We start from the raw sequence: 20,277 nt of genomic DNA, 5'->3' as shown, positions 1-20,277 counted from the left end.
AGCTGCAGAGAATTCTCCAGACGGACGCTTTCGGCAGGCCATGCCTCAGCTAAAGAGGAAAAGAACAACCTCTTTATCTTCACCGATGGCTGGTCTGCCTGAGTCGCCGTCTGGTAATTTTATGTTTTCAGATAGATTTTTATATAACTTCGATTTTGCTTGTTTCTTAAGATACATTTTAGAAATCAACTTAAATAATAAATATAATTCTTATTTATTTCCTGCTTATTCATATATAGATAGACCAATATGCGGCCAATAATAAAATGCTGCAAATAAAGTTACCATTACAATAGCTATTGTTAAAGGAAAGCCAACTTTTAAATAATCTTGACTGGAGTAATATCCTAAAGAATAAGTAGTCATACTTCCTATAGCTTGAGTAGGAATTAGAAAAGAAGTACTACTGGCCATTAAATAAATCATTCCCAACCATATGGGATTCACATCACTGACTGTACCCAGCGTTAATATAATAGGCATAGTTGAAGCAACCATTGAATTAAAGTTCGTAAAACCAATGCGTATGAAAACAGTAACTACCATAATACATAAAGATAAAAGGAACGGTTTAACATTTTCCATAGGATATACTATATATTGCGCTACTAAATCAATTACTCCTCCTGATTCGAAAGCCAATGCAATAGAAAGACCTGCTGCAAAAAGAAGAGGAATGCCCCAATCAACTTTTTTTCTTGCTTCTTCCCATTTAATTATATCCACGCCTGGAAGAAAGAGGACCACCATAGCTATAAGAGAAATTAATGAAATTGAAAAATGATGCCATTGACTTGTAATCCAACCTATAATTAAAAATATATAAATTATTGTTAATTTCTTTTCTTTAAGAGTGGCTTTTCCCATTTCGTTTAATTTTTCTTTAAAGATATAAATTTTTGTCGTATCTGTATTTTTAATGGGAAACCAGAAAAATAGAGCTATCCAAAGTACCAATAACGAACTCAGTGTAATAGGTGTGATAACAAGTAGCCAGTAAAGATAGCTCCATTGGTAATCCAAAGAAGCTTCGAATAAACCGACTGCATATATGGAGCCGCTTGCCCCAGTCATAATAGCTACAGTAGTTATATAAGGCACAAATGTTATAGATAGTATCAATATTTTACAAAAGTTCTCTTTATCTTTTGTTCGTATTTTTCCAATTACACTTTGAGATATTGGTAAAAGCATCGATAACCTTGCCATAGAGTTAGGTATTAAAAAAGTTAAAAAATAGCCCAACAATATAAAAACAAAAACAATATTTTTTTCATTTTTTCCGAATAACGCTAATGTTTTATAAGCAATTCTTTGATCCAGATTTATATTTTCTACAGCTGCTCCTAAAAAAAGTACTGATACGACTAACCAAATAACTGGTTCTCCTAATCCTGAAACAGCTTCTTCAAACGTAAGAATATCAAAAACTGAAAACAATATCATTACGATAATTCCTGTTATAGGAGCAGGCATCACATTAAAAAACCACAGGCTTATTCCTAATAAAAATATACAGGCCGTCGTTAGTGGATAAGGAGCAGCTTGGTAACTCATTTCAAATTGATTAATTCCTATTAAGATAAGAAAACATGACAGTAAAGTAATCAATTTAAACATGAATCTTCCTCCTTATTTCAAAATTAGAGCAGCAGCCTAATGTGGCTGCTGCTCTTCGTTTTTATGTTGTGTGTACTAAAATTTGATCAAACGTTTTTAAGTCACTCCAATTGTATATAGCGTCGATTAAACTTTTTGTTTTTTCAGACCCTATAACTGGTTCGGCTAATGAAGTGAATTTTAGTTTTATATCTTCATCTTTCATTGGATTATCGATACTGCCAGTTGCGTGTTTAACTGTGTATTCATATACTGTTCCATCTTTTAATGTTAATTTAGTATGAGCCTCGTCTTCCTTAAAATTATTATTTACTACTGGATGTATTTTCTTTCTAAATTCAGTTACGTCTTTAGAATTTACTATATCATCAGAATATTGTTTTTCTCCTGCTTCTCCATATAAGTAACCTACAGCAGCAGAGTGATAAATACTAAATTTACCTTCCAAACCTGTTTTTGGTTCTTTTTTTCCTGTCAGTTCCAAAACATAAGGATTTACTGTGATTTCTACTTTTACAACCTCGTCTGGTGAAGCTTTTTTATTTAATTCAATACAACTGTCAATGGAAGGATGAAGCACAATCCCGCAGGCATATGGTTTAAAACTGTTTTTCAGAAGCTCCCACTGACTCCCCCAATCAACATTTACTTTTTCTAAATCATGTTCCGGGGCCAAAACGTTTGCGAATCCTCTTTTTGCTTCCAGTACTTGTTTTGAACTTGTAAAACCTTTTCTGGCTAGAAGCGCTGATAAAAGACCATTTTGAGCCGCCTTACCAGGATGAAATGGCTTGGTCATTGTGCCAAACATTTCTCTTAACCCGCTGGCCTGAGTTCCAGCTAATCCTAATCCATTCAGCAATTCTTCTTCGTTCATATCCAATATAACGGCTGCAGCTATAGTTGCACCAAATACTCCGGCCGTACTAGTAATATGCCAACCTAAGTCATAATGGCTCGGATAAACAGCGTTACTAATTCTTAGTTCTGCTTCACATCCCAATATAAATCCTAATAGTAATTTATCAGGGGCTACGTCGTATTTTTCTCCCAATGCGAATACTACGGGAGCTACAGGGCCACTTGGATGATGAATCGTATCCAAGTGAGTGTCATCAAAATCAAAAATGTGAGAGGACATACCATTAATTAAAGCTGCCGTCAGCATATCACTTTTTTCTTTACGGCCAAGAACTGTAATATCCTCGCTCCAGTCTAATTCTTCTTTCAAACTCAGCACAATATCTACAGAAGGATGGTTGGCCGCTCCTATCGCCACTCCCAGCCAATTCAGTAAACTTTTTTGCCCATGTAATTTTACTTCTCCAGGAATATCATCTAATTTCGTTTTAAGTACATTATCTACCAAATTTTTTGTTATCATATTATTCCTCCATTTTTTTTTATAGAAACTTCTTCTATTGCTTTCGTCATCGCTTTTCGCACATGATAGCACGTAATTGATTTAGCTAATTCAGGATCCCCTTGCTTAATAGCATCGACTATCATCCAATGCTCAGCTATATTTTTTATTGGTCTGCCTCGCTGGGATAAAGATTTGGACATAACCAAACTGATGTGTGACTGAAGAGTTTCCATAATATTAACTAAATATTGGTTGTTCGATCTTCTCGCTAACTCCAGATGAAAAGTAGAATTAATTTCAGACAACTTACCAATATCATTTTCTTCGGCTGCTTCTTCTGCTTGATGCAAAAGCATTTCTAAAACTTGAATATCTTCTTGAGTCGCTTTTTTAGCTAACGTACTTGCCCCGAGGCCCTCTAATAATTCCCGAACTTCATATAATTGTTTAACCGAATCTGTAGTAACAGATATAACTCGGACTCCTTTATTCCGTTCGTGTTGAACCAGGCCATATTTTTCCAGCTTCCGTAATGCTTCTCTAATAGGAGTCCGGCTTACCCCTAATGAATGAGCAAGATCTCTTTCTGTCAACATTTCTCCAGGAGCTATTTCCCCGGATATAATTGCCCTCCAAAGAGAATCAAATACAGTGGAGTGCTTTTCTGATGAATCGGTAGATTTCATATTGTTTCTCCTTCGTGATACATAATAAATGTTAAGTGAGGTTTTTCTTTTTTATTACGCCTTGAATAATAGGTACTAATAAACTAATGGCAGCTAGTGCTAAAAGCACTATAGAAATGGGACGGGAAAAAATAAACCCAATATCTCCTCCGGATACCACCATAGCTCTGCGAAAGTTTACTTCCATTAAAAATCCTAATACCATTGCTAGCACGATAGGAGTCGTTGGAATATTAATTTTTCTAAAAAAATATCCTATCACTCCAAAAATCAGCATAACCCAAACCGGATACATTGAATTACTATAAGCGAAAGCCCCTAAAATACAAATGCCTCCTACAATAACGGCTAACACATGCTTCGGTATTAATGTAACACGCACCCAAAGATTTACTCCAAGAAGTCCAAAAATGAGCATAATTGGCGCTGTGATTAAAAGCGAAGCAAATATAGCATAAGGAATTTCTGGATTATCCGTAAATAGCATTGGTCCAGGTTCCAATCCTTGTATGGTTAAGGCTCCAATTAGAATGGCTGCACTAGCTGAACCTGGTATACCTAAAGCTAATAAAGGAGCTAAAGATCCAGGTACTGCAGCGTTATTAGCACCTTCTGATGCTGCGATTCCTTCTGGGTTACCTTTCCAAAAGAACTTTTGTCTTTTGATACTCTTTTTGCTTCGTTATAGCTGATTAAGGAAGCAATCGTTGCTCCTGCTCCAGGGATAACTCCAATCACATAACCTAAAATAGGAGCACGAAGCAATAAAGTCATCTTTATTTTTTTAAGAGCCGTCCAGGATCCTTCAAATCCTTTTACTTTCTTAATTTCTTTCGTACTATCCTCCTTTTTTTCAATCATATAAAACACTTCAGATAAAGCAAACAAACCTATTAATGCAGGAAGAAAAGGAACTCCTCCAAGTAAATCATTTGTTACAGCGAACCTTGGTACCCCTTGAATAGGATCAATACCTACTGTAATAATCATTAAACCAAACAACATGGCAATGAAACTTTTTAAAATGGAACCCTGGCCAAGGCTGCTCACTAAACTTAATCCGAAAATGGCTAGAGCAAAATATTCTGCCGGACCGAACTGCAGAGCCATGTTTGCCATAGGGACAGCTGTAATGATAAGCAGCACAGCACTAATCACAGCTCCTATGGCTGAAGCAACGATAGATACGGTGAGAGCTTTTCCCGCTTCGCCTTTTTCAGTCAGAGGGTAGCCATCAAATGCAGTTGCTGCAGCAGCAGGTGTACCAGGAGCATTTAGTAGGATAGCAGTGATTCCTCCACCATATTCCGCAGCTACATATAAAGTAATCAGCAAGATCAATCCCGGTATAGGATCCATTGTAAAAGTAAATGGGATAAGTAATGCAATACCAATACTGGGCGTTAATCCAGGTAAAGAACCTATAAAATAACCTACTAACGTGCCAATTAAAATAACAAATACTAATTCCCAACTCATTAATTGTGAAAATCCCATCATTAGATTTTCAATCATATTTTGCCTCCCTATGGCAATGGTACGCCTAACATCAGGTCAAACCCCACCCAAGAAAAAGAGTATATAAACCCTCCAGTGATAACACTATTCTCTTCCATTGATTTTCGCTGGAAATAACTAAAAGTACGGGTATTAAAAGTAAAGCAGTTATATAAAACCCAATTAACGGCATTAAAATAATAAATAGTATAAAGCTAGCCATAGCGCCAACAATTCTTGGTAATTTATTAAAATTCTATTACATGGATTCTTTTCTTTAATACTTGTATTAAACTAAAAATCGTCAAACATAAAGCTAATATAAAGCATAATGATGAGATAACCAGTGGAAAGGCACCAGCTCCAACATTGCCGCCATCCCATCTAATAGGCAGTAATATGGAGTTGAAAATAAACCAGCCTGATAATAGAGAAATTCCCAGGCCTATAACTACTTCTCCAAGGTATAAATTTATTTTTATCATTATTGTCTCCTTTTAAACACTTCTGCCATTATTCATTCACGCCTAAACGCTCATACCAATCACTCGTCAACTCATCTTGATTTTGAATAAATTCATCATATTCCTGATTTGTCATAGAGCCTTCCTGCATTTGCGCATTAGTCATGTATTCTTGGTACTCCTCTGTTTCCATCGCTTCAATAAATAATTCACTCAAATTTTCTTTTACATCGTCTGGTACATCCGCTGGAGCATAAATACCACGGAACTGTGACCAGTCGGTATCTACATCATATCCGGCTTCTTCGTAAGTAGGCACATCCGGCATTTCAGCAAGTTCTTCTTCAGCCATGACTCCTAATATTCGCACTTCACCACTCTCTACATATTGACTTACTTCACCCGGATTAGAATTTATTACATCCACATGCTGGCCTAATAAAGCCGTGACAGCATCTCCTGTACTTTCATATGCCGTCCAATTCGTCTCTATGTTAGCGCTTTCAGAAAAGATATTAAAAGCAATGTTATGCCCTGAACCAGTTCCACCGTAACCTCCAACATTTAAATCATTTGGGTTTTCTTCCGCATAACTCACTAAATCTTCCAGTGTTTCAAATTCACTGTCTTCATGTACAGCAATAATATAGGGATCAATTTGAGTTCTAGTAATCCAGGAAAAATCTTCTAATGAATATTGATCTGCCAACGTTCCATTTAACAGTCCCATTTGCGACGGTGTCATAGTACCCAATGTATATCCATTATTCTCGGCAGAAGCTATTTCACTCATTTGAGTTGCTCCACTACCTCCCGGTAAATTTTCAATAACTACATTCTGATCAATGATGGTTTCTACAGCGCTTCCTAATTCTCGGGCCATTAAATCAGTTGGTCCGCCGGCACTAGTATGTACCACAATCGTTATATCTTCTTCCGGAAAGTCTGCTTCCTCCGCAGAACCAGATTCCTCTGACTGGCCGCCGCATGCAGCTAACGTAAGCAAACTAGCTGTAACACAAGTAAAAGATGTAATAGCTTTCCAACTTTTCATAAAATCACCCTCCGAAAAATATTAAATGGTATACCATTTGTTTTGAATTATCTATTATATTATTTATTTTGTCAATGAATAATGTTAAAAAACTTTATATACCTTGATTTAACATAAATTTAATTTAATATTTCTAAAATATACTAATCATAATATTATGCATTGTATACCATTTATAAAAATTGCTTTTATTTCATAAACACTCTACGCTTAAATCACGAAGGGAAATTAATAAGAATTATTATGTTTTTAAAGTTTATTTTTAACTTAATTCAGAAAAACATAAAATATTTTACGCATTTGTGTAAACCCAGAAAACAAACTAAGATAACTTCTATAGAACATTGATAGAAAAATCGTTTTCCTCTTTATTTAAGGCATCATCTTTATAAAACATTATTATTTGTACTAGTTTATATATAGATATGATGTATTTATATTTTAACAGTCTGCATAAAAAGGACTGTCCCAAAATAGGATTGTCATGCCATGAAGAAATAAATGAAGAACCCCGCCTCCTTTTTACAAGGGAGGCGGGGTTCTTTTCATGTAGTGGAAGTGTTTATTTTTTCAGCGGATGCTTGTCAACCATCATAAAAATAACCAGGCGCCGACTCAGGCAGACCAGCCATAGCTGAAGATAAAGAAAGGTGTTCTCTTTAGCTGAGGCATGGCCTGCCGAAAGCGTGCGCCTGGTTTAAGTGACTGCATGCTGCTGGTCATGGGTATTTTTTGGGACATCTCCTTTTTTCGTTTATGCTTTTTCGTTAATATACTGAATTAATTCCTGCAGTTCCATGTCTGCCATGGATTCCAGCTGGTGGGACACTTCCCAAACTCCATCGCTTTTGTTACCGTATTCGGAAAAACCACGCAGGCCATTCCCGCTCTTCTTGCAGCCAGGGCACCGTTGGCGGAATCTTCAAAAACGAGGCATTCCTCCGGAGCAAGGCCCAGCTGCTCGGCCGTTATTTGATAGAGAGCTGGATCGGGTTTCACAATCTCTACATCATCTTTAGTATTTATCGTTTCAAAATGATCATATAATCCTAAATTCTTTAAATGACGGGATACCCATGAAAAATCAGAACTTGATGCCAGGCCGACTTTTAAATTTAAATGCCCGGCGGCCTGCAGATAATCATGAACGCCGGGACGCGGCTGCTCAGAAGAAATTTTTTCCACAAACGTTTCACTCAGCCTTTTTTCCAGCTCATCGTGTTCTACGGGAGACTGCAGCTGCTCTTCCAAATAGGAAAAAGGCCGGAATCCCGTGTATGTGCCGATCTGTTCCTGCCACATCGCGAGCGGAAGTTCATGACCGTGCTCTTTGTATATAGCATTCATTACTTCATACTGGTGCGTTTCCGTATCCAGAATCAATCCGTCAAAATCAAATATAACACCTTTAATCATTCCTGCCACTCTCCTTTTGTCCTCTGCATTATAAAATACCCTGCCTTTTCTGGCAATAAAAAAACACACCCCGCCCGGGATGTGCCGTTCGGACTATGCCTCTTGATGAGCTTTATCAATCGTAATAAGTACGACATCCTTCATTAAAAATCGGTGTAGCGTTCCGGAGGAATCATGAAACTGGACTTCATTTTCAGCAAAAACACGGTTGCTGAACGATTCAGACGGTTCATCTGTTTTGACCATATGAACCACGGAAAAATCTTTGGAAAAAAAATAAGTTACGCGGTAATGCATGCAGGCACCTCCTTTTATCTCTACCTCTTCTGTATTCGCTGTACCATCTGGTTATTCCTCTTCTTTATACATAAACGACCATGGCTACTTCGTCGCAGTTGGTGAATTTCGCACAATGGATGCAGTCTTTCCATACTTTCTGCGGCATCGTTTCCTTCTGGGTGATATGAAATCCGCACTTTTCGAAGAACGGTACCTGATAGGTAAGCGACAAGAGTTTTTCGATGCGCCGCTGCTTTGTTTCTTCCACAATCCGGGCTACAAGCTTTCGGCCGATCCCTTTTCCCTGCCCGCTTTTGTTTACGGCAAGCGAACGGATTTCTGCCAGGGAAGGATCAAAGACAGTAATTCCCGCTACGCCGTAAATGGACGACGCTTCTTCTGCCACAAACATTGCTTCTGCTTCTATTTCCTGCTGGATTGCTTCACGGGTGCGATGAAGCATGAGCCCCTGCAGGGCGTAATCGTATACGATTGTATATATAGCTTCTATATCCCCGTGCCGGGCTTTTCTTATCGTAACCATGAACTTTCTCCTTTTATTCATATACTCTTTTATACAGTGTAATAGATAGTAGAAGAAATGTAAATAAATAATCATATATATGTATTTTTATTCAATTTGTTTCGTTTAAAAATATCGTTCTTTTAAACGAATTTTTGTTTATTTTCCTTGTTTTACAGGTATAATAATAGTAGTACTTATCTTCTACTTTCCCCTCCAGTGATTCCATTTTTCCTTTTTTCGTATTTATAAATGTACATGCTGCATTTTAGTGAATCTCACTAACGAAAAGGAGTTGTTGAAAATGGTCTCTTCTCTAACTACTCGTTCCACCAGACGGCAGAAACAAACCCGGCGCAGCGTTTTACGGGTTTCCATCGCTTCAAGCATCGCGGCAGCTGGTTTCTTATCATTATCGAGCGCCGGCAGTGCCTGCGCATGCAGCGAAGATTATCAGGTGCAGCCGGGAGACACGCTTTATGCGATCGCAGCAAAGCATAAAGTAACCGTAGAACAGCTGCAGAGCGTAAACGAACTGCATTCGTATACTATCCGCTCCGGCCAGACGCTTCTCGTACCCGTAGAGGCAGCCAATAATGAGAACGCTAACAAAGGCAGAGGTGTGCCGCTCGATCAGTTTAGAAACAGTAAATCCACTACAGGGAGCTACACGGTGACATCCGGTGATACATTATACCGCATTGCCCGGATGCATAATATGACCGTTCCTGCTCTGCAGCAGTTAAATAAGAAATCAAATACTATTATTCATGTAGGAGAAACGCTGAAAGTAAAGGGCTCTTCTGAAGTACCGGCTGCAAAGGCTGTGTATAAAGTTCAGCCGGGGGATACCATGTACTCGCTCGCAGCCCGTTACGGTACGACGGTCACTACATTAAAGCAGCTAAATAACAAAAGTACTGCCTTCCTCCGCACCGGAGAAAGTTTAAAGATACCAAATGTCATTACGGCCAAGGCTGAGTATATCGGCCAGGGCGATAATCACACGCTTTACTTCCAGCTCAACGGCCGTGAAACGGCAGTAAGCAAGGCTTACAACACCTCATATTCCTTAAAGGAAGGAAGCACGGTGACCCTGCACTACACTACAAAAGGGGCCCGTCCAGCAGTTGTGGCTGTATACTAATCATTAAAAAGGCCTCTTCCATTGAAGAAGAGGCTTTTTTAACTGTCCAGTATAACGCCGCTGCTTGTGCCCCGCAGGACTTCTTTTCCGTCCTGGTTTCGATACGTGGATCGAAGCGACACCACCCTGCGGGCTTCCTGCTTATCAACGGTGAGGATTTCAAGTTCGCAGGTAACCGTGTCGCCGCTGAACACCGGACGCAGAAATTCGCTGTTCAGTTCTCTGGCAATATAATGAAGATCTCCTCCAATTTTTGTACCGATACTGGCCGTTAACAGCCCGTGAACCATAACCCGTCCTTTCTCATCTTCTTCCATGTGGTGTTTCCCCGTGTCTCCTGTTATTTCCGCGAAATGACGCACCTCTTCCCGCTGAAACGTTTTTTCTTCCCTGAATATATCTCCTGGTTTGATCATAGATTCCCTCCTGAATAAATGAATGAGTGTTCATTCTTTATTTTACCAAAAAAAACAGGCACCATGGTAAGCGGGCCTGTTTTTGTTTAATGGATGCGGAGCACTATTTTGCCAATGTTTTTATTGGCTTCCATTTTCCTATGTGCTTCCGGCACGTCTTCTAATGAAAAAACCTCATCCACTACCGGAGCCAGGTCTCCCCGCTGGAATAAATGCATCGTGTGTTTGACGAAATCAGCGGTCAGCTCGGCTTTGTATTCGCTGCTTCTTGGGGTTAACAACGTACCGGTAATCTGGACACGTTTTAGCAGGATATCCATTAGATTTATTTTTTCCACTTCCGCGCCGCCCAATATACCAATCAGTACCCAGCGGCCATCGGTTCTTACACTCGTCAGGTTCTTTTCCCAATAGGATGCGCCGATAAAGTCAAGAATGAGATCTGCTCCGGTGTCATTAGTTTGCTTCAGCACTTCTTTTTCAAATACCTCTGTTTTATAATTTATACTTACATCAGCGCCCAGCTCACGGCAGACGTTCAGCTTCTTCTCCGACCCTGCGGTTACGATTGTCCTGGCCCGGCTCAGCTTGTGGGCAAGCTGAATAGCGGCGGTTCCCACTCCGCTTGCACCTGCATGAATCAGCACCGTTTCTTCTTTTTGAAGTTTTCCAATCCAGTACAGCGTCTGGAACGCGGTCAAAAACACTTCAGGAACTGCCGCCGCCTCTTCAAAGGATAGAGAGGATGGGATCGGCATTCCCCTGTCAGCCGGCATAACCGCGTACTCTGCATAGCCTCCGCCTTCAACCAGCCCCATAATCCGATCTCCTTCGCTCCAGGATGGGCTGCTGCTCTCCACTACCGTGCCGGCTACTTCTATTCCCAGAATAGGATTGTTCATATAGCCCGCTTTGCCTTCGCGTGCCAGGATGTCTGTTCTGTTAATCGCAGCAGCTTCCACTTTAATTAAAAGCTCCCCTTTTCCCGGTTCCGGCACCGGCTGGTCCACTATCTGAAGCTGATCCGCACTTCCTGCTTCTTTTACCGTTACTGCTTTCATGTATAAAACTCCTTTATTTTCGTTAAAAGTTATCAACTTTCGTTATATTCCTTCTTTTTTTCCTCTTGAAACCTTGCTGATTTTTAAAGCCTGAATATGGGTTTATGTGGTAATCTATAATTAAAAGCATATGATTGATTTTTGTTTATAAGGAGGCGGTATCTTATGTCAGGTATTGGCAGCATTCCCTCAAATATGAGTTCCCGGACCATACTTAATAGTATTGGCGAAAACGTCATGCTGTTGGATGATAATTATACCATCATCTGGGCCAATAAACAGGCGTCTGTGCTGCTCGATGAAGCGGCGCCTTTGTTTCACATGCGCGCACCTGAGGATTTTATCGGCGTATCAATTAACTATTTTTATGACTTAAGCGAGCATCAGCTCGATGTGATGAAACATATGCAGCAGACACGGCGGACGCGTATTACCATAAAGAATACGATTGTAGCCGATATCGTTATCACGCCGCTTCAGGAAGACAGCAGCATTATTGGGTTTGTCGTTATGCTGATGGATGTCACTTCCCGTGCGGAGGAAGAAAAGCGTAAAGAGGCGTGGTACCGAAAGCTCTCCATTCCGATTGTACATATCTGGGACCGTACTATTGCCCTTCCGTTAATTGGGGAATTTGATGAAGAACGCGGCGGGCATCTGCTGCATTCTCTGCTGGAGGAATGCAATGCACACCGGATTGAGTACGTTATTTTAAACCTCGGCGCTGTTTATGAATTTGAGGATCGGTTGAAATTTTATATCGAGCGGGTCCATGACAGCTTAAAATTGGTCGGCACGCAGTGTATTATTGTTGGCATGAGCAGTAACCTGGCCATGACGATGGGCAGGCTGGACCGGAACATTCCGACCTTTCCGCATTCCAAAACCGGATTAAAATATGTGATGAAACAACTGAACGATTAACTTTCGTCCATCTAAAAAGCCTCCGGCACAGACCGGAGGCTTTTCTTTACGCTTCATGCAGTTCACCGGCTCCTTCGAAAACGAGGAGTTCTTTTTTACGTTCGATATTTTCAGACGTAAAGCTGCGCCCAGTAAACATGGCATCATCTGCAGTATAGAGTTTTAAATAATATTCGTCCGTATGATGCAGCCCTTCCTCTTCCAGGGTCAACACCGGATCGTACATCTCAAACTGCCAGTTTTCTGCGTGATTTTCGATAGATAAAGTACCGCCCCGGCAGTCTATGAATTGATCATTGATATATACAAGCTTTATCTCAACGTCTCTCATCCAATCAGCCTCCCAAATGATACTTAATTGGTATTTTTCTTTCGATCCTCTTCAAGCTTGTTCAATGACGAAATAATGTGCTTATCTTCTGTATCATTGTTTACGCCTATAGAAGCGATCCGTTCATCTTTAAGCCACTGCGTATAAATTTTATACCCGTTGGAATTAAATTTGTTTTTCGTCTCTTCTTTTGTGGCTTCTTCGTCAAAAAAAAGCCCCGTTCTGCTAAAACGTCTTCACTGTACTGCTTCATAAATATTTACTCCTTTCTTCGAAGTGCTACGATACTTCTTCTTGATTGATTTCGTTTAAAGGCTCGACACCCTGGAACTTATAATTATAAACGCCTTTACTTTTTTTATCACCGTGTACCGGTATAGCTCTTGCTCTTCCCTGATACGTCCCGAATTTATCATTACCAGAGTAAATGGTCAATTCCACGCTTCCATCCGCTGCTTTTTGGAAATCCTTTAAAGCTAAATTCAGATATTGAACATGGAGAATCCATCTGCTGTTGGAATGCCATTCCAGCACCATTTCATCAGCTTTATAGTGAGTTTTGTCATTGATGGATATTTTTGTAATTCCAATTCTTCTCATTGTATACACTCTCCTTTAGGTTATATAAACGCATACCCGTTTTTAAATATCTTATACCAGAAAAGATATTTTATATTTGTTTACATAATATTAATACAGTAAATAAAATGTGTTACTTTTATTTCTGCAGATTATCCGTTTGTATCCCGCCTGATAAAGCCAAAGAATCCGGCCGCTCCGATCACCAGAGATACCAGCATCAATCCTATGACAGGCATAGGTTTAATCTCTTCAACCGGATAGGAGGACACCCACCCAAACGGAGTAAGTTCCCCTACCCAATCAGGAAACTGAAAGATTTCCCCAAAATAAACCGCAATATAGGAATAGCCTAAGTACAGCCAAATCACAAATGTGTACTTAGGAAAAAAGCCAATCAGCAGCACAGCTAGTCCCGTCATGACCCAAAAAGCCGGCAGGTATAGAAAAGCAGAAGCAAACACGGTGGATCCGGAAAGGCTCTCCTGATCGATAGCCAGCACCATCCCCCCTGCTGTCGCCAGCATCATCACTATACTAAGCGCAATAGAAAAAGCAGCGTAGTGTGCGAGCAGTCCGATCCGTGAAATCGAACGGCCTAATATATGCTGCATACGATCTTTTTTTTCTTCCGCTTTTATTTTTAATGCGGCCATCACTACCGGAATTGTTCCAATGAGAGCCATTACAGACATTAACACAGGCAGGAACTGTTCGCTTAATGTTAAATCGGATGTTTGAGAGACTACTCCCTGCATCACGTTCGTTGATTCAAAGAAAGCTTCAGTATCTGTTAACACAGAACCATAGGTTATTCCCAGCAGAAACAGCGCCGCTGTCCAGAATAGAATACCGGTCCGCTGCAGCCGCCAGATAAGCCCGCCTGTTCCCTGAAGCAGAAATCCCGCTTCTTTTCTGCCTTTTGAAGCGGAGAATAGACCGGACCCGGTGTCCCTAGCTGCATTGATATACAATGCGGCCACTGTTATAAGAAGTGACGCGCCTGCCAACAGCCACAGCGGCCACCAGATGTTGCTGACAAATACTTCGGTCCGCTGCGCCCATCCTATTGGCGAAAACCAGGAGACAGCGTTCTCATTCACATCCCCTACTGCGCGAAGGGCATAAGCGATCATTAACAAACCGAATGCCAAACCGGTCGCCGTTTTGGCTCCTTGAGCAAGCTGGGCGGAAAAAGCGGTTCCTGCTGCAAAAAAGAAGCCGCAGAGTCCAATTGCAGCAGAATAGAGCAGTGCTCCCTCCAAGTTGATGCTTTCGATGTCCAGCACGACCAGTGCCCCCGTCATTGCAAGAACCAGCACGACGTTTAAAAGAAGCGCCGATGCGATTACTGAGGTCAAAGAAGATGTTCTGCCAACCGGAAGAGCCAGAAGCGTTTCTGTTTTTCCATCCTCTTCATCGCCCCGTGTATTGCGGCTGACAAACAGAATATTCATAATGCCTGCTGTAAGAGCCGTCATCGCAAGCATCTGGTGACCCAGCATAGCTCCAAACGTATAATTATCCAGGCCATAACCGCGTCCTACCATCGCCGTCGTCGCCGGATTGACCATCGCCGTTGTGAGTGCCTGCCGTTCTGCTTCGGAAGGATACAGCCCTAAAAAGGAGGCTGCCGTTCCGGCAGTTAATGCAGTCAGAACCAACAGCCATATTAAAAACCGCAGTTTATTACGCTTTATAACAAACCAGGACAGATTTCCCGTCTGGGCAAACAAAGACTGGTACATTATGCTTCCCCCTTTATTGAGCTTGTGGGCGTGCAGTTTCATAATGACGCAGAAACAAGTCTTCGAGCGTAGGTGGTGCACTCTCGAGGCGGATAATGCCAAATGCGCTGACAAAAGCCATCACGTGATCCAACTCTTCTGTGTCCACCTGAAACTGAATCGCTCCTTCTTTATGGACCAGTTCGTGTACTCCCTTCACAGCGGACAGCCCCTGCAGCGGTTTTTTTGTTTCCAGCAGCAGCGTCGTTCTTGTTAAATGACGTAGATCGGTCAGGCTGCCGGTTTCAATAATGGCGCCCTGCCGGATAATACTGACCCGGTCGCAGAGCTTTTCCACCTCGGAAAGAATATGACTGGATAACAAGACGCTTTTTCCGTTTTCCCTGGCCTCTAGTACCTGCTTTTGAAAAAGTTTCTCCATCAGCGGGTCAAGACCGGACGTTGGTTCATCCATAATATATAGATCTGCATCTGAAGCAAATGCAGCAATCAGCGCCACTTTCTGGCGGTTTCCCTTCGAATAGGTGCCGCACTTTTTTGCCGGGTCCAGATCAAATAAATCGATAAGCTCACTGCGCCGCTTTCTGTTTTTCGTGCCATGCAGTTTCATGAACAGATCAATAACTTCTCCGCCCGTTAAGTTCGGCCACAGGCTGACATCCCCCGGAACATAAGCAATCCGCCGATGCACCGCCACTGCTTCTTTCCACACGTCCTTTCCAAAAATCCGTGCGCTTCCGCTTGTTGCTTTAATTGCACCCAGCAGAACGCGGAGAGTGGTGGACTTTCCGGCTCCATTCGGTCCGATAAATCCGTATACCTCTCCTTCTTTCATTTCGATATTCACCCGGTCCAGTGCCTTAACCCGTCCGAACGTCTTTGTCAGATCCGTCGTTTCCAGAATAGTCATGACTGCATTCCTCCTATTTATAAAAGCTTTTTTTTAATATGTCTAAATAGTCATGAAATTCGTTCCAGTAAGGTTCCATGTTTATCTCACTTATTTTCTGTCCCTGGAGCCGATGTTTTAAGTCATTTCCGTAGCCTTCCAGTGCCCAGGCAATCAGCTTGAATACTTTTTCGACCTCTACGTCCTCCCGGAAAAGGCTCATATCCACATTGTGGTACATTTTTCTGTATCCCGTTTTAGTTAATTCCTCATATTTCTCCTGCAGAGAAGGGCTCCATTCTTTTTCATCGGACAGAAACAACGTGCCGAGAAAAGTAAAAATATACGGATGCGTCAGATAGCAATGGAGTTTCTGTTCGGAGGTTTTCCGGTACCTTTCAATAAAGTCTGCTTCAGACTCATCGATGTAGCCGTAATACTCTGTTTTTATAAAATCCAGACTGTAGTCAATTAAATAATCATACATTCCTTTTTTGCTTTTAAAGTAATAAAACAACATCCCTTTGCCGATTTCTGCATTTTTTACGATAGTGTTCGTGGATGCCTGTTTGTATCCGTTGTCGCTGAATTCTTTTAAAGCTGCGTCCAGAATGGCTTTTTTCTTTTCCGGCTGAAGATTTGAAAAAGTTGTCGTAATAAGCCATCCCCCCGATCTTAAGTATTAGACCATATTGGTCGACTTAAATATAGCATATTCGACCATAGTGGTCAATTTGAATTTACCCTTCAAAAAAAGAAAGAACCTGCCGATAACAGGAGTATGCACCTTACATAATAGAGACCCTTTTCACGTGATCTCAGATTTATCAAAACATACATATGGAGGAATACTTAATGAAAAAATCTTTACTTCGCTGCACAGCTCCTGTGGTATTTGCCTGCGCGATCGGCTTTGCTGCGATCCCTTCTACGGCTGACGCTTCCGAACGAATATACGGTGAGGACCGTATTGGTACGTCTATTGAAATTTCGGAATACGGCTGGTCTAAAAGCGACTTTGCCATTTTAGCCAGAGCAGACCACCCCGCAGACGCATTAGCTTCTGCAAGCCTGGTGGCCAAAAATGATGCTCCTATTCTGTTAACAAAATCAGGCTCTCTTGATGCCCGCACTATTTCTGAACTGCGCCGCCTGAACACGAAAACGGTTTACCTTTTAGGCGGTACACAAGCTATTTCCTCTACTGTAGAACAAAAGTTAAAAGCCGAAGGGATTTCTGTTCAACGTATTTCCGGGGAAACACGCTATGAGACAGCAGAAGCGGTAAACAAAACGTCCAGCTATGATAAAAAAAGCTCAGCTCTTCTAGTAAGCGGGCAAGTAGCTGCTGACGCATTGAGCGCATCCGGCATGGCTGCTATAAAAGAAAGACCCATTTATTTAACCCGCCAAAACAGTCTCAGCGTAGATCTACCGGCCAGCATCAAACACGTAACTATTTTTGGAGGTACGGCTGCAGTAAGTGCAGCTGTCGAACAGCAGCTGCGCAGCGAAGGACGTACAGTGGAAAGAATTCAGGGAGATGACCGCTATGAAACGAGCATCGCTGCGGCCCAATCCTTATCAGCTTCCGGATCCAAAAATATCTATGTGCGTGGAACTTCCGTAAACAGTGAGAGAGAAGATTATCCGGATGCGGTGGCAGCAGCCGGACTGGCTAATAAATTAAATGCACCGGTTATTTTATCCCATCACAGCGGTGCACGCTCAGCTACCATTGATTACGCTCAAAATTCCCCATCCAGCAGTTTGATTCTGGGCGGAACGGCAGCCATCAGCGATTCTGTAATGGCGGCTTATGAATCAGCATCCAACAGCGATACTTCTACTCCTGAACCTCCTAAAGAACAGGTGGGCGGCGTTTATACAGATGTTATTGATAACGTTATTGCCACAGGTGAGAGCTATATTGGTACCCCTTATTTGTTTGGAGCTGCGTCCTCAACGACTGACGCTTTTGACTGTTCTTCCTTTACCCAGCGTGTGTTTGCCGAAAATGGAATTACCCTTCCAAGGACGTCGCGCCAGCAGTTTTTGGCAGGCACCCCGGTAGAGCGCACTGAGTTGAAAAAAGGAGATCTCGTGTTTTTCGATACGAATAACGACGACAGAATTAACCACGTATCCATATATATTGATGAGCAAACATTGTTTCATGCAACAGTTAGTAAAGGCGTGGATTATACCAGCTTCTCCAACTACTGGAACAATGGCTATGTCGGCGCTGTCCGTATGACACCATAAAGGTTTTCTCCTTTTTTTAAACGGGTAGACGATAGTGACTACGCTGAAGAAAGAAGGAAACGGCCATGGGGAAAAATATCGATATTATTTTTGGACACTATGAACTGGAAATTTCGAGAATATACCAGATGCTGTATCAAATAAATGACATTATCATCGGGATTATCTTTTTGATCGGCAGTTTTTTCTTTTTTTCCGACACCCTTACGTACTACGGCACCTGGCTGTTTGTCGCCGGAAGCGTGCTGATGCTCGTGCGCCCCTTTATTGCGCTCACTCATCACATTCATGTTTCCAGAGTATATAAACAAAGAGGCCGGCATTCCCAGGAAAAATAAAAACAGCAGCTTTCCCTAAATTTAGGGAAAGCTGCTGTTTTTTTATTCAGGTCTTCCCATACGAACACTTATTCGTATATACTTAAAAAAACCGGCTTTTGTTTTGGAAAGAGAGGCTGTCTAATGGAAGACGTGAAAATGATAGAAGAAGAGCACCTTCAGACCGCAGATCGTTATCTGCTCACAGAGCTGCTCGTTAACACAATGGAACAGGATCGGTCGTTTTTTCTGGAGAAGACGATGAAGCTCGGCCATTTTTATCAGGAATTGTTTGATGTGCTGATTCTGCGCATTAAACAGGATCTCCGTGATATTAAACTTTCTCTAAAACAGCAGGATATCCGGCTTGCCCGGTCAGATGAGACGTACCCTGGTTTTATCGTTTATGACATTTACTGCTGTGGACGACACGAACGTCTGCACCTTTTAAAACTAAATATGAAAAAACGGATCAGTGAACTGCTCCGCTATTATCTGCTTGATGATACGTCTTTTTTTGACACCTATTATGCGTTCAAATAAAACCGGCGTCTTTCCCGCAGCAGTTAAACCAATATTTTACATTACAACGTTTACATAATGTGGGTTACGCTTTATACTTTTTGTAAATACTTCAAGCAGGAGGCGTTTTCTATGAAATATAATCCGGTCGGAAAAACAGGCATTTCTGTATCTGAACTCTGCTTTGGAACGATGTCTTTTGGGGGCAACGCAGACGAAGAAACGTCCAAACACATGTTTAATCGCTGCCGGGAGGCAGGCATCAACTTTTTTGATACAGCCAATAACTATAATGACAGCCGGGCGGAAATGATTTTGGGGGACTGTATCGCCGGATGCCGGAATGATATCGTATTGACTACAAAAGTAGCCAATCCGACAGGAACAGATGTGAATGCACGGGGATTGTCGAGACGCCATATAATACTCGAAGTCGAAAACAGCCTGCGCCGTCTGAAAACAGACCGGATTGACTTTTATTTTCTACATAAGTTCGATCCGCTCACTCCAATGGAAGAAACCCTCCGCGCGCTCGATGACCTGCAGCGTCAGGGAAAAATTCTCTATCCTGCAGCCAGCAACTGGGCGGCCTGGCAGCTCGCGAAGGCACTTGGAATTTCAGCCAAAGAACAGCTCAGCCGCTTTGAGCTGATCCAGCCTATGTATAATCTGGCTAAACGCCAGGCTGAGGTTGAAATTCTTCCATTTGCGATTTCCGAGCAGGTCGGGGTTATTTCCTACAGCCCTCTCGGCGGCGGACTGCTTACCGGTAAATACGGCACAACCGACAGGCCGGTCCAGGGGCGGCTGGTGGAACAGAAGATGTACACCGATCGTTATGCAGATACGATTAATTTTGACATTGCGGCACGGTTTTCTTCCTACGCAGCGGAGCATGGCCTCCACCCTGCTTCCTTAGCTGTAGCCTGGGCTAAGTCCCACCCGGGCGTTACTGCTCCTATTATCGGGGCCCGCAGTCCTGAACAGCTTGAGCATTCGCTGCGCTCCCTGGAGATTCCGATGACGTCTGAGTGGCGTGATGAGATCTCTGCCTTATCTCCGGCTCCCCCTTCAGCCACTGACCGATCAGAGGAGCTCATTGTAGCCAATCCACACAATTTCTCCCTGTAGCTTTCTATACAGGGATTTTTTATTTAAAGGAAAATGTCAGTC

Annotated in this window: 20 protein-coding genes and 3 pseudogenes; 6 read left to right on the top strand and 17 right to left on the bottom strand. The window is 41.9% G+C overall.

Annotation, left to right across the window (positions count from 1 at the left end; all coding sequences use genetic code 11):
• Positions 1-225: 225 nt before the first annotated feature.
• The 9 genes and pseudogenes from MMY81_RS07555 to MMY81_RS07515 all read right to left on the bottom strand — a co-directional run bounded on the left by MMY81_RS07555 (position 226) and on the right by MMY81_RS07515 (position 8,926).
• Positions 226-1,620 (bottom strand): SLC13 family permease, encoded by a 1,395-nt coding sequence (locus MMY81_RS07555; RefSeq protein WP_252312309.1) that lies wholly within the window; start codon positions 1,618-1,620, stop codon positions 226-228.
• Between the two features lie 61 nt (positions 1,621-1,681).
• Positions 1,682-3,004, bottom strand: a complete 1,323-nt coding sequence (locus MMY81_RS07550; protein WP_252312308.1) for an MmgE/PrpD family protein — start codon at positions 3,002-3,004, stop codon at positions 1,682-1,684.
• Complete coding sequence (locus MMY81_RS07545) at positions 3,001-3,672, bottom strand: GntR family transcriptional regulator (protein ID WP_252312307.1); 672 nt, start codon at positions 3,670-3,672, stop codon at positions 3,001-3,003. Before MMY81_RS07545 ends, MMY81_RS07550 begins: the two co-directional genes overlap by 4 nt.
• 31 nt (positions 3,673-3,703) lie before the next feature.
• Positions 3,704-5,151 (bottom strand): annotated as a pseudogene (locus MMY81_RS07540) (tripartite tricarboxylate transporter permease).
• 266 nt (positions 5,152-5,417) lie between these two features.
• Entirely contained in the window at positions 5,418-5,654 is a 237-nt protein-coding gene (locus tag MMY81_RS07535) for a hypothetical protein (RefSeq protein WP_252312306.1), read from the bottom strand.
• Between the two features lie 28 nt (positions 5,655-5,682).
• Entirely contained in the window at positions 5,683-6,687 is a 1,005-nt protein-coding gene (locus tag MMY81_RS07530) for a Bug family tripartite tricarboxylate transporter substrate binding protein (RefSeq protein WP_252312305.1), read from the bottom strand.
• 754 nt (positions 6,688-7,441) lie between these two features.
• Positions 7,442-8,103 (bottom strand): annotated as a pseudogene (locus MMY81_RS07525) (HAD family hydrolase).
• Between the two features lie 93 nt (positions 8,104-8,196).
• Positions 8,197-8,400: a hypothetical protein gene (locus MMY81_RS07520; RefSeq protein ID WP_252312304.1), complete on the bottom strand. Its 204-nt coding sequence runs from the start codon at positions 8,398-8,400 to the stop codon at positions 8,197-8,199.
• Between the two features lie 64 nt (positions 8,401-8,464).
• A complete protein-coding gene (locus tag MMY81_RS07515; protein ID WP_120192078.1) occupies positions 8,465-8,926 on the bottom strand; it encodes an N-acetyltransferase in 462 nt (153 codons plus the stop codon).
• A 283-nt stretch (positions 8,927-9,209) separates the two neighbouring features.
• Between MMY81_RS07515 and MMY81_RS07510 the strand changes: the two genes are divergently transcribed.
• Positions 9,210-10,052 carry a LysM peptidoglycan-binding domain-containing protein gene (locus MMY81_RS07510; protein ID WP_252312303.1) on the top strand — a complete coding sequence of 281 codons (843 nt, stop codon included), beginning with the start codon at positions 9,210-9,212 and terminating at the stop codon, positions 10,050-10,052.
• 38 nt (positions 10,053-10,090) lie between these two features.
• Here MMY81_RS07510 and MMY81_RS07505 read toward each other — a convergent pair whose 3' ends face one another.
• Positions 10,091-10,468 (bottom strand): FAS1-like dehydratase domain-containing protein, encoded by a 378-nt coding sequence (locus MMY81_RS07505; protein WP_252312302.1) that lies wholly within the window; start codon positions 10,466-10,468, stop codon positions 10,091-10,093.
• An 86-nt stretch (positions 10,469-10,554) separates the two neighbouring features.
• Positions 10,555-11,529, bottom strand: coding sequence for an NAD(P)H-quinone oxidoreductase (locus tag MMY81_RS07500; RefSeq protein WP_252312301.1), 975 nt, complete (start codon positions 11,527-11,529; stop codon positions 10,555-10,557).
• A 165-nt stretch (positions 11,530-11,694) separates the two neighbouring features.
• Between MMY81_RS07500 and MMY81_RS07495 the strand changes: the two genes are divergently transcribed.
• Complete coding sequence (locus MMY81_RS07495; RefSeq protein WP_252312300.1) at positions 11,695-12,453, top strand: STAS domain-containing protein; 759 nt, start codon at positions 11,695-11,697, stop codon at positions 12,451-12,453.
• 46 nt (positions 12,454-12,499) lie between these two features.
• Here the strand turns inward: MMY81_RS07495 and MMY81_RS07490 are convergent, their stop codons facing one another.
• The 6 genes and pseudogenes from MMY81_RS07490 to MMY81_RS33295 form a co-directional block, all read right to left on the bottom strand.
• On the bottom strand, positions 12,500-12,784 hold the full coding sequence (locus MMY81_RS07490) for a hypothetical protein (protein WP_252312299.1): 285 nt from the start codon (positions 12,782-12,784) through the stop codon (positions 12,500-12,502).
• A 279-nt stretch (positions 12,785-13,063) separates the two neighbouring features.
• On the bottom strand, positions 13,064-13,384 hold the full coding sequence (locus tag MMY81_RS07485; RefSeq protein WP_252312298.1) for a hypothetical protein: 321 nt from the start codon (positions 13,382-13,384) through the stop codon (positions 13,064-13,066).
• Between the two features lie 131 nt (positions 13,385-13,515).
• On the bottom strand, positions 13,516-15,111 hold the full coding sequence (locus tag MMY81_RS07480) for an ABC transporter permease (RefSeq protein ID WP_252312297.1): 1,596 nt from the start codon (positions 15,109-15,111) through the stop codon (positions 13,516-13,518).
• A 13-nt stretch (positions 15,112-15,124) separates the two neighbouring features.
• On the bottom strand, positions 15,125-16,021 hold the full coding sequence (locus MMY81_RS07475; protein ID WP_252312296.1) for an ABC transporter ATP-binding protein: 897 nt from the start codon (positions 16,019-16,021) through the stop codon (positions 15,125-15,127).
• 13 nt (positions 16,022-16,034) lie between these two features.
• The gene (locus tag MMY81_RS07470; RefSeq protein WP_252312295.1) at positions 16,035-16,487 is read right to left on the bottom strand and encodes a TetR/AcrR family transcriptional regulator; all 453 of its coding nucleotides are present in this window, start codon (positions 16,485-16,487) and stop codon (positions 16,035-16,037) included.
• A gap of 3 nt (positions 16,488-16,490) precedes the next feature.
• Positions 16,491-16,610 (bottom strand): annotated as a pseudogene (locus MMY81_RS33295) (TetR/AcrR family transcriptional regulator); the annotation flags it as partial.
• Positions 16,611-16,855: 245 nt separating this feature from the next.
• On the opposite strand from MMY81_RS33295, the gene MMY81_RS07460 reads away from it, so the two are divergent.
• The 4 genes from MMY81_RS07460 to MMY81_RS07445 all read left to right on the top strand — a co-directional run bounded on the left by MMY81_RS07460 (position 16,856) and on the right by MMY81_RS07445 (position 20,235).
• A complete protein-coding gene (locus tag MMY81_RS07460) occupies positions 16,856-18,265 on the top strand; it encodes a cell wall-binding repeat-containing protein (RefSeq protein WP_252312294.1) in 1,410 nt (469 codons plus the stop codon).
• A gap of 65 nt (positions 18,266-18,330) precedes the next feature.
• Positions 18,331-18,603 carry a YrhK family protein gene (locus MMY81_RS07455; RefSeq protein WP_252312293.1) on the top strand — a complete coding sequence of 91 codons (273 nt, stop codon included), beginning with the start codon at positions 18,331-18,333 and terminating at the stop codon, positions 18,601-18,603.
• A gap of 123 nt (positions 18,604-18,726) precedes the next feature.
• Positions 18,727-19,125, top strand: a complete 399-nt coding sequence (locus tag MMY81_RS07450; RefSeq protein ID WP_252312292.1) for a YhjD family protein — start codon at positions 18,727-18,729, stop codon at positions 19,123-19,125.
• A 111-nt stretch (positions 19,126-19,236) separates the two neighbouring features.
• Entirely contained in the window at positions 19,237-20,235 is a 999-nt protein-coding gene (locus tag MMY81_RS07445) for an aldo/keto reductase (RefSeq protein ID WP_252312291.1), read from the top strand.
• Positions 20,236-20,277: the final 42 nt, after the last annotated feature.

Source organism: Sinobaca sp. H24 (assembly GCF_023845525.1).
This window is presented reverse-complemented; position numbering and strand designations above follow the sequence as displayed.